The following is an 11145-nucleotide window of genomic DNA, read 5'->3' on the forward strand; positions in this document are numbered from 1 at the left end:
TAAAAACAAAAAAAGACAGAAGTTTTAGCAACTTCTGTCGTAAATGGATGGCTGAGCTGTATCTTTCTTCGCTAATTTTGTCTATATAGTGCCTCCAACCCTTTTATCGTCTTATTCGAATCAACATCATCGTGTGGGATTAGCAAGTATATCCATTCTTTCCCGTTGTTTTCGCGGGCGTGGTTGGAGGCGTGTTGGCACCAAGTGATCGCTGCTTTCGCTTTCGCTTTGACTTCTTTATCGTCTTCGATTTTATTGGCCGCTTTGATCTCACATATATACATTTTGTCAATCGTTTCAACAATAAAGTCTGGAATGTATGCCTTTGTCTGGTTGTAGTAAATTTTGATATGGTTTTGCGTTGGTTTCAGCCATTTTAAAACGGATGGATCGCTTTCACAAATGGTAGCGAATTTTCGTTCTGCGTCGGACTCGAATTTTTGCGTTCGATATAAGCATTTTGTAAAGCCGCCAAAGCACATGCCACGAATCGAGGATTTATTCGTAATAGGTTGGCGAAAATCGCGCACTTCTTCATCAGCATCGACGGTTACTACGTTGCTCTTTAATGTGTCGAATCCTACCCGAACAATCACTTCATAATTCGTTTGCTCTTCATAATAATGTGCTTTCATTTGTACATAAATAAGTTGAGCTAGTCGTTGTGCATTGTAAATAACAACATTTTTTACATCATCCTCTTTCAAATAACTACGAAGATAATCAATGAGTTGTCCTGATAGTTTATATAACAATTCCGCATGGTCATCATACGAAATGTTCGGATAATCTATGAGATGAAACACAATATAATTTTCTAAATGCTCTTCTGTTCCTTGGACGTCTTTTTTGATTTGTAATAATTCCCGTTCATGAGTACGTAAATGCTCAATTAAAATATTTTCCGCAACTGGTTGCAATTTCGGAATCGCACTACAATCTAAATCAAAATCGTAATACCCCCATGAAATGTCGCCCGTCGGTTGTAAAATCACCCTTGGAATTTCAATGGACAAATCAGGAATTAACTCAACCGCCTTTGCCACCATGTTTTCCACTATTTTTTGCGACTCCTCTTCAAATAAGGACAACTGAGACGATGCGTAAAGCTCATTGACTTCATGAATGATCTGTTGCTGGACTGAAGGGTCTTTTAATTGTTTGGAACTATACAACGTTTGCTTATTTGCAATCGTTTTCACCACAGTTTCTGCCATACTTTTCTTCAGTTCAATTTTCTTTTCTTCCTCAGGAGTAACGGGTTTATTTTCACCAACAAGTTGTTCAATAAGCGTAGCCTCTACTTTTGATTCCACAACAACGATTTTCTTCTCTGTCTGCGCTATATCACGACCAATGACAACACCACGGCGGATAACAGAATTAGGGTTGTTCGCTTCATCAATAATTTCTTGGAATTTATCATGGGCAATAATCGTTAAACGATCAACTGCCGGCACACCTGTACGTTTTCCATACGGAAGACGAAGACCGCGACCAATCGATTGTTCAACTAACGTTTTTGAATTTGCCGCTCGAAGCGGAATAATCGTATATAAATTTGTGACGTCCCAGCCTTCCTTTAACATATTCACATGGATAACAATTTCTACTTTTGAATGAGGATCTTCAAGCGCTAACAGTTCTTTAATTGTTTCATCTTTTTCTTCCCCACGCTGATTGGAATGAACGGTAATGACTTTTCCTTTATAACGTCCTTCAAAAAAGTCGTCGCTTTCCATCATATTCATGAGATCTTCTGCGTGTTTCGTATCTTGAGCCACAACAAGAATAAACGGCTTAACTAATTTTTCGTTGTTTTCACGAGCATATAGTTCTAATTCTAGTTTTGTTTCCTCATGAACTCGAACGCCGTCTTCAAGTTTTAAACGCTCTAACTGATCCTGATTTAATTTCTCTGGATTAAAGTTTTCCCTCGTTGCAACAGCAGGTTCTTTTACATACCCATCTTCCATCGCTTTATAAAGAGGATAGCTGTAAATCACGTTTTTAAACGGAATCGTTTTGCTTCCGCTCTCGACTTGCGGGGTCGCAGTTAATTCCAAACCAAGAATCGGATTTAATTCGTTAATTGCTTTTACCCCTGCCGTTGCGCGATAACGGTGCGATTCGTCCATTAGAAGCACAAGGTCAGGAAGCGATTTTAAGTAATCGTAATAGCTTTGTCCTAAATATTCGCTTAACCGTTTAATACGCGGCGATTTTCCTCCCCTTACTTCGCTGTTAATCTTAGATATATTGAAAATATTAATATTTACAGCTAGAGGATCTTCTAAAAAGAGGGCTTGTTGTTCATAGTTATCCCCTGTAATAATATTTGGCTGTTTATTTGCGAACGATGAAAGCCCCTTAAATACATACTTTGGTGTATTTGGTGTAAAATCTTGGATTAATTTTTCATAAATCGTTAAGTTCGGTGCTAACACAAAAAAGTTGCGAATTCCTTTCGCCATATGTAAATAAGCAATAAACGCCCCCATCAGCCGTGTTTTCCCGACGCCTGTTGCCAAAGCAAAGCAGAGCGAAGGAAATTCGCGTTCAAAATCTGTTACGCTTGGAAAGTTCGCGTTAACAGCAGATAACTTCTCTTGTAATGATTGGGGATCGTTTTGTTTATTTAAGCCGAAGTGCTCAATCACTTCGGCAAGAATTTCTAACGACTCTTTCTGTGGTTTGCGCAGGCTAAGACGGGATGAAATAGCGTTAACGATACGATTCATGACCTCTTCCCCCTAAAATAGCTCCAATTGTTCTGGTTCTCTTTCTTTCATTGGCAAATTATTGACATTCAAGCTGTAATCATCACGGCCAAATTCGCATTTATTTAAAATTGCTTGCGGCAATTTTTTAATGGTGATTTGCGGAAATTCATCGACATTGACATTGTATGCCTTGCAGCAAATTAACAGCGTTTCATTTTCTTTCATTTGTTCTACAATGCCAGCGACCATTTGGTGAGTGACAAGCTGCGTTGTTGTGAAAATAAAATCATTTTCTGTCGATTGACCTTGTTTCCAAAAGACGTGCGGGTCTGGATTGTACGTAAATCCCTCATGTTTACACATCGCTTCCGCAAGCATTTCGGCATTATATTCTGGGTTGATAATCCAATTGCCGAATTTGTCTTTCTTTAATAAGCTTGGTGCTAGTTTATAATAGCGGAAACCGCCGCCGCCTTGCCAATTGACAGCTTTACTAATTCCGCCTTGATCCGTTCCATCAATCACTCGCTTCATCCGTGGAATAATATGCGTATGGCAATGTTCGCCAAGCTCAATCATAATCCAACGTCGCCCCATCTTATGCGCCACCGCCCCAGTCGTACCAGAGCCGGCAAAAGAATCAAGAACCCAGTCGCCTTCGTTAGTTGCTAAATGAATAATTCGTTGTATTAAACGTTCGGGTTTTGGAGTTGCAAATACATCTTGGTTATTAAATGATTTCACTTCTTTTTTGGCTTCTTGATTATCTCCAACCTCATCTCTAAACCACAAGGTTGTTGGTACAAAGCCGTCTTGAACATCAGAAAGAAATCTTTTAAAGCGTGGAATATTATTTCCGTCTTTTCCAAACCAAATCCTATTATCATCGATTAATTCTTTAAATTTCTCTTTTGAAAATCTCCAACTTGTCCCTGGAGGTGGCCAAACTTCACGCCCAGATGGCGTAGTAATAGGATATATATCCTTTGGGTTAGGTGTTTTGGCATGACAAGGACCAGATGTCCAAGGTCCTCGCGAATCATTATCTGGATTCGCATACCCTTTTAAGCTCTCCTCTGTTCTCGGTAATAGATTTGGTCTCCAAACGTTTTTGTTCTTAGCCCAAACTAATATAAAATCATGATTATCCGAAAACCATCTTGTGTCATTACTTCTTGTATGTTTTTTATGCCATACACAAGTGGCTACAAAATTTGAGCGCCCAAAAATCTCATCACCCATTACTTTAAGATAATGTCCCTCATCATCATCTATACTAATCCAGATACTACCTTCCTCTGATAGAAGCGTTTTCAACAACTCTAAACGTTGTTTCATCAATGTTAACCAAATACTATGCTCCAATCCATCATCATAATGTTCAAACGCGTTTCCTGTATTATACGGCGGATCGATGTAAATGCACTTAATCTTCCCTGTAAATTCTTGCTCCAATGCTTTCAGCGCCAGCAAGTTGTCCCCAAAAATCAACCGATTATCGAAAATATCATTTTCTGTTACCCGTTCTTTCGCGTGATAAGAAAGTTCCGGATCTTCAAGAAGAATACGCGGTTCGAGCTTTGGCTGTTCGCCTTTGCCAATCCACGTTAACTCTAGTTTTTGTGCCAATGTACTCCCTCCTGTTGCTATACGATTCTCCATTTGATTGTAAAAAGATGCTCTGTCTTGGTTCGTTGTTCGAGTTTTTTCTCGATTTCTTCAAACAGCCGATCTTTTTGTTCATCGATTTCATCTTGCTGGTCATAAAGACTTCGCCGCATTTCATTTCGCTTTTTTTCCAGCTCTTTAATTTGCTTGTTCATTTCTAGCTTTTCGGCAAGATTGCGGGTTAGTTTCGCTTCCCGCTTCAAATGTTCAATTTCCACCGTCACTTCATCTATATCTTTTTCGAGCTTATTTTTCAAGTCTTGTGACCATTTTTCCAATTTTTCTAATTCCGCGTCGAGATAAGTGGATGTCCGCTCCATAATGTCATTTAAAATCGATTGTTGCTGTGCTTCGCTAATACGCTGAAGCGTATTTCCGATTGATTCGGAAAGTTCGATTTCTTCTCCTTCCACAGCAGGCAACTCAAACATTTTTTCACAAATTTCTTGATCAAGTTGCTCCCCTTCTAAATCAATTGCTGAAAAAATAAAATGCTGCTCGTTTTCCAACGATTGAACATGAAGCAAATCTAACGACAACCATCCTTCTTTCCCAATCAATTGTTCCAAAATCGTCACTTTTCCCTCATAATCTGAATAGCGGAAAGTAATTTCTTTTGGGATAAGCTGGCGGCTTTTTGCCTGTTCGATCCATTTTTGCGCCAATGGATGGGAAAAACGATAATGATGGACGTTTGAACGATCTTGTTTTTTCGCTTGCGATATCATTTGGTACGTTTCATCATCTTTCGTAAAGCTTAACGTTTCATCATCAAATATCGCTTCTTTTGCACCTTCATACTTAGACAAACCCCAGAGATAGCGCTCCATCCGATTGAGATGCAAATTTGTTTGATGGTAATGATCTCGTAGCTTCTCCCGCACTTCATCGTCGAAATTCTCTAACAAGTGCATACGAGTTTCTTTCATTTTCAGTTGAATTTGCTCATCTAGCTCTGCTTGCAAATGTTTAAATGCTTGCTCGATTTCCTCGGCTGTGCGGCATGTTTGATAAATTTGTTGAATTCGCTTTTCAAAATCGACACCGGATTCAAGCGCGCCTAGCACCTCATCCGAAGAGCCAAAAACTCCCTCAAACAGCCGGAACTTTTCAGAAAGAATTTCATACACTTTTTTATCCGCTTCATTTTTGTGGTTTAAAAAGTTAATCACGACAACATCATGCGTTTGGCCGTAACGGTGGCAGCGACCGATCCGCTGTTCAATCCGCTGCGGATTCCATGGCAAATCATAGTTCACAACTAAGCTGCAAAATTGCAGGTTAATTCCTTCTGATGCTGATTCTGTTGCAATCATAATCGATGCCTGCTCTTTAAAATACTCTACAAGAGCTGCCCGCATATCCGCTGTTTTTGAGCCAGTTATTTTGTCGCTGTGCTGATGTTTTTCTAGCCACTGTGCATAAATTTGTTTTGACTGTTCATCTTCATTTTTCCCATTAAATAATACGATTTTCCCTGCATACCCATTGCGTTCAAGAAATTCGCGCAAATACGCTTGCGTTCGGCGTGATTCGGTAAAAATAACTGCTTTTTCATTCGCGCCTATCATTTTTAATTTCTCAAATCCTTTTTCGAGAGCGATTAACAACGCTTCTGCCTTTGAGTTTTCACGAATCGATTTCGCTAGCGCATAGTATTGTTCTAATTCTTGTTTTTCCTGTAAGATGAGCCGCTTCATTTCATTGAGCGATAAGTCAATACTATGTGCTGATTGTTCTTCTTCCCACTCTTCCATTGTTTCGTTGAATTCATCAACATCTTCGTAAACGTCAAAACATCCTGCCGCCGTCTCAAGCTTACCCCGCTCTAGCTCGATCAATAATTGATCCAATCGTTTGATGAGAGAATGCAGTGTGTCAGAAATCGCAAACGAAGAAGAAGCGAGCAATTTGCGGACAACTAACGTCATTAGCGCCCGCTGGCTTGTCGGCAACGCAAAAAGTTGTTCCCGCTGCAAATACGCCGATACTTTTTCGTACAATTCCCATTCATTGTTCGTCGGCATAAACTCTTGCGTAATCGGGATACGTTGCGTATAGTTCACATACTCCGTCACTTGCCGCCGCAACGTCCGGTGGCAAACAGGTTTAATGCGTCGTTTCAAATCGAGAAAATCCGCATCCGACATTTCTTTCGCCCCGCGCGCAAACTGGCGCCGGAATGTCGTTTCATCCCCGAAAATATGTGGGTCGATAAAACTAATTAATCCATATAATTCCATTAATGAATTTTGCAATGGTGTAGCGGTAAGTAAAATTTTCGGGCATCCAGCAGTCGCTGTACGCAAAGCTCTGCCAATTTTGTTTGATTTTTTATATACATTTCTCATCCGGTGGGCTTCATCGAAAACAATTAAATCCCAGTTTACTTTTCGTAACATATCCGCTTTATTTCGTGCATATTGGTAGGAAGTAATGACAATTTGATCTTGCTGCAAGAAAGGGTTGCGATGACCTGAACGCACCATTTCATTAAAGTTTTTACTTTCCAAAATGATCGACGGAATATAAAATTTCTCCCAAAGTTCTTGATTCCACTGCTTCCTTAGTGGTGGCGGTACAATAATAAGGATATTGCGCTTTCGTTCTGCCCATAATTGGCTAATAATGAGCCCTGCTTCAATCGTTTTTCCTAATCCTACTTCATCGGCTAAAATCGCTCCTCTCTCAAGCGGGGCTCGAAAAGCGAATAAAGCCGCCTCTACCTGATGAGGGTTTAAATCAACTGTCGCGTTAATTAGTGACTGACTTAACCGACCGATTGAACGTGAAGAATGTTGCCGGGTTAGCTCGTAAGCAAAATATTGGCTTTGGTATGGCGTTGTCACTACAAAAACCCCCTATATATCCGAACAAACTATCTATGTCTTATTATACCCGACATTATTTTACAAGAACAGACATTCGACAAAACATGACATTTCTATATTTATCATTTTTAAAAATACTACAAGCCCCCTCCCTCATTGTCAAGGAAGAGGGCATTTCACTCTCGTAAATACGTAAATACTTCTTTCATGCATCTTGCAGAACTTGCGAATCGTTCACATACTGTTCTTCCACTAAATCATCAAGCCATTTTGGAATCGTTAACGTCTTTTTTATAGCTAAGCTTCCATTTCGTGTCGAAAAGTCGGCATCCATACTTCAATAAAGACAACGGTTTTATTATTTTTGTATGGAATGTCCGACAATTTTGAAGGATTCGGAATGACTTCATTCTCCTGTTCTAATCCGTATAAATGCAATGCTAACGCTTCTTTTGCCATTTGCAGCGCTTCTTCTTCTGTATCGCCACACGTGAAACATCCAGGAAGATCAGGAAATTCCACAGATATTCCGTCACTGCCATCATCGAAAATAGCCGGATAAATATAGCGGTCTTTTTTCATATACACTTTCCTCTCTATTGGAGCATAGATTCGTTTCAATGACCAATGTAATACACTATGTCATGATCCTCTTTGAATGCTATGGATGAACTCCTTATTGATCAACCTCCGATCATCTACAATATCCAACAGTTCATCATGCGGGCGAATGTCGTCGCTTTCATCAGAATAATAGAGAGTAATATGCACTCCTTCTGATTGTGCAATTTGCAACGCTGGCAAAAAGTCACTATCCCCTGTTAAAAGAGCTGCATGCGTAATCAGTTTTTTCGTACTATGCATAACTAAGTCTGTCGCTAGCATAACATCGACACGCTTTTGCTCGAACACAGGGAAACCGCGATCATCAATACCGCGGAATGCAAGTTTTCCTTCTCGAACAGTGAAGCCTTCTAGCCTGTTCAATCTTTTGAAAAAACTTTGAGCATTGGAAAAATACTCTTTTTCCTCTGAAGATGGATTTGGAGATTGATAAGGGAGACAGTGATAGTAGTACGTTCTCAGAAGCAAGTGGTCGTTAGCCATAGCTGCAGCAAGCTTACCATAATCAATTTTTGTTTTTCCATGCCATTTCAATACGTTGTCAAGATACCCGCCATCAATAAATAAGGCGATTCGTGAATACAAAAACATCCCTCCCCACATGAAAAACAAAAGGAGCGACACGATGCCGCTCCCTTCTTGACCTGCCATCCATACGAACGACAGCGTTTATTCTATGCACAATTATACAACAAAAACACGACAATGGCAACACACACCATCCTTGTCACGTAACGAGCTCGCCTATTGCATAGTGGTAAAACAAAAATCTATAGCCCCTCCCGCTATGGATCGACTTCATTCACAAAACTTCAGGCGGGCTTTCACTCCCGCATCTCCACCAAGGGCGATGACTGCCTGTTCTTCTGAACGCTTTGTGTGATTTTTATATATTACGTCGGTATTGTCAATCATTCATGACACCCCAAGCCATGCATACACGAGAAAAAAACAAAGGTTCTTCACCACAAGTGTTCAATTTCGCAATTTTGTGTACGTCTGATGTTAGGGTCAACCTTCCATCGGCACCCCCTCTTCATACCAAGAGAGCTTTTTTCTTTCAAGTCCCCGAAAACCTTTCTAACAAGAATGTTTTCTTACCTTAATTAAAAGAGAAGAAGCCGATTCCGCTTCTTCTCACATTCCCTATTCCTTCACTTTCACCGCTGTACCTGTCGCAATGCACATCATCATGCCATCGCGCAACGTTTCAAAATCAAGATCGACGCCAACGACCGCGTTTGCTCCCATATTGCGCGCTTTTTTTACCATTTCTTCTACAGCCATGTCCCGTCCTTCAGCTAACTTGCTTTCATACGTTCCACTTCGTCCACCGATAATGTCTGTAATGCTCGCTAAAAAATCGCGTACGACGTTAGCCCCTAAAATCACCTCACCAGACACTAAACCGAGGTATTGCTCAATTTGCTTTCCTTCAATGCTATTTGTTGTTGTAACGATCATGTCAATTACCCCTTTCTATAAATAAAATGAACTCCTTTATTATATTCTCCACCGTTTAAAATCATCCTTTCTCCAAAAACGAATCGGCTCCCAAACAGGAAGCCGATTTGTTTAGTCATGAAAGTTCCTTCCATCTGTCGTTTCTTTCACAATGCCCGCACGAATAACGAAGTCGCCAAAACGTTCGCCAGGGAGGCGTTCTTTCGCATACCGAGAAAAGAGCGTACGAAGTTCGGATAAAATTTCTTTTTCTCCGATATTTTCTCGATACAATTTTCCAAGACGACTGCCGTCAAACGCCGCACCGAGATACATATTATATTTACCGACGGATTTGCCGATAAACGCAATTTCTCCAAGCACATGACGGGCACAGCCGTTCGGACAGCCCGTCATACGAATCGTTATTTCCTCATCGCGAAGGCCGTTTTCTTCAACAATTTCTTCAATTTTATCAAGCAGCTTTGGCAAATAACGTTCCGCTTCCGCCATCGCTAATCCGCATGTTGGCAACGCCACACAGGCGAGCGAGTTACGGCGAAGAGCACTATAATGTTTCCCATCTGTTAATTTGTATTGCTTAATAAGCGTATCAATTTCTTCTTTTTTCTCGCTTGGCACGTTCGCAATGACTAAGTTTTGATTAGCTGTTAAGCGAAAGTCCCCTGTATGCACTTTTGCAATTTCTCGCAAGCCTGTCATTAACGGATAATCATCTGTATCTTTCACCCGACCACCTTCGACAAATAGGGTAAAATGCCACGTCCCGTTTACCCCTTCAACCCAGCCGTAGCGATCGCCGTTATGCTCGAAATGATATGGGCGCGCTTCCTCTAGCTTCCATCCAAGGCGGTTCTCTAGCTCAGCCTTCACTGCTTCTAGGCCGAGGCGATCGATCGTGTATTTAAATCGAGCATGTTTGCGCACAGAACGATTCCCATAGTCACGCTGAATCGTGACAACTTTTTCGGCGACATCAATAACTTGTTCAGGTTTACAAAAACCGATCACCTTTGCTAGCTGTGGATATGTCGTACGATCGCCATGCGTCATTCCCATCCCCCCACCGATCGCTACATTAAAACCAACGAGCTTTCCTTGTTCGACAATCGCAATAAAACCAAGGTCTTGCGAAAACACATCGACATCGTTTGACGGTGGGACGGCAATGCCGATTTTAAATTTCCGTGGCAAGTAAAGCGGTCCGTAAATCGGCTCTTGCTCTATTTCTGGTGTACCGGCTACTTTTTCTTCATCCAACCAAATTTCGTAATACGCCCTTGTTTGTGGCAATAAATGGTCACTTAACCTTTTCGCCCATTCATACACTTCCACATGTACTTCTGACTGATACGGATTCGGATTGCACATAACATTCCGGTTCACGTCACCACATGCCGCCAACGTTGTAAGTAGGGCATCATTAATCGCTTGAAGCGTTTTTTTCATATTCCATTTCAATACACCATGAAACTGAAACGCTTGTCGTGTCGTAAGCTTTAATGTCCCGTTGGCGTATTTTCTTGCTAGTTCATCCATCACAAGCCACTGTTCTGGTGTTGCTACTCCGCCTGGCGTACGAACGCGAATCATAAATTGATATGCAGGTTCTAACTTCTGTTTTTGCCGCTCTGCTCTTAAATCACGATCATCTTGTAAATAACTGCCATGAAATTTCATTAACCGGTTATCATCTTCTGGAATACCGGCAGTAATGCGATCTTCCATCGTTTCTTTTAACGTGCCGCGCAAATAGTTGCTCTCCCGTTTAATGCGCTCAACATCGCTCGGTGGTCCATCTGGTGGTGTTAATACAAACTTTTCCATTCATATCC

General features: G+C 40.9%; 7 protein-coding genes. All 7 read right to left on the bottom strand.

Translation table 11 applies throughout. The features are described from left to right. Nucleotides 1-71: 71 nt before the first annotated feature. The 7 genes from NSS60_RS08730 to cysI all read right to left on the bottom strand — a co-directional run bounded on the left by NSS60_RS08730 (nt 72) and on the right by cysI (nt 11137). Nucleotides 72-2741, bottom strand: coding sequence for a DEAD/DEAH box helicase (locus NSS60_RS08730; RefSeq protein WP_340720783.1), 2670 nt, complete (start codon nt 2739-2741; stop codon nt 72-74). A 12-nt stretch (nt 2742-2753) separates the two neighbouring features. Next, the gene (locus NSS60_RS08735; RefSeq protein ID WP_340720784.1) at nt 2754-4352 is read right to left on the bottom strand and encodes a site-specific DNA-methyltransferase; all 1599 of its coding nucleotides are present in this window, start codon (nt 4350-4352) and stop codon (nt 2754-2756) included. A gap of 17 nt (nt 4353-4369) precedes the next feature. Further along, nucleotides 4370-7240 (bottom strand): SNF2-related protein, encoded by a 2871-nt coding sequence (locus tag NSS60_RS08740; RefSeq protein WP_004890877.1) that lies wholly within the window; start codon nt 7238-7240, stop codon nt 4370-4372. Nucleotides 7241-7519: 279 nt separating this feature from the next. Further along, nucleotides 7520-7804, bottom strand: coding sequence for a type II toxin-antitoxin system HicB family antitoxin (locus tag NSS60_RS08745; RefSeq protein WP_004890881.1), 285 nt, complete (start codon nt 7802-7804; stop codon nt 7520-7522). 60 nt (nt 7805-7864) lie between these two features. Then, nucleotides 7865-8437 (bottom strand): NYN domain-containing protein, encoded by a 573-nt coding sequence (locus tag NSS60_RS08750; protein ID WP_035019232.1) that lies wholly within the window; start codon nt 8435-8437, stop codon nt 7865-7867. A gap of 555 nt (nt 8438-8992) precedes the next feature. Further along, nucleotides 8993-9310: a YbjQ family protein gene (locus NSS60_RS08755; RefSeq protein WP_004890888.1), complete on the bottom strand. Its 318-nt coding sequence runs from the start codon at nt 9308-9310 to the stop codon at nt 8993-8995. Between the two features lie 111 nt (nt 9311-9421). Then, nucleotides 9422-11137, bottom strand: coding sequence for an assimilatory sulfite reductase (NADPH) hemoprotein subunit (cysI, locus tag NSS60_RS08760; RefSeq protein ID WP_340720785.1), 1716 nt, complete (start codon nt 11135-11137; stop codon nt 9422-9424). Nucleotides 11138-11145: the final 8 nt, after the last annotated feature.

This window comes from Anoxybacillus sp. FSL W8-0382, assembly GCF_038003845.1.
In the GTDB taxonomy this organism is placed as follows: Bacteria; Bacillota; Bacilli; order Bacillales; family Anoxybacillaceae; genus Anoxybacillus; species Anoxybacillus flavithermus_G.

Coding starts and splice junctions, on each gene's coding strand:
- cysI (WP_340720785.1), bottom strand. CDS start 11,137: ATGGAAAAGTTTGTATTAACACCACCAGATGGACCACCGAGCGATGTT.
- NSS60_RS08750 (WP_035019232.1), bottom strand. CDS start 8,437: ATGTTTTTGTATTCACGAATCGCCTTATTTATTGATGGCGGGTATCTT.
- NSS60_RS08730 (WP_340720783.1), bottom strand. CDS start 2,741: ATGAATCGTATCGTTAACGCTATTTCATCCCGTCTTAGCCTGCGCAAA.
- NSS60_RS08755 (WP_004890888.1), bottom strand. CDS start 9,310: ATGATCGTTACAACAACAAATAGCATTGAAGGAAAGCAAATTGAGCAA.
- NSS60_RS08745 (WP_004890881.1), bottom strand. CDS start 7,804: ATGAAAAAAGACCGCTATATTTATCCGGCTATTTTCGATGATGGCAGT.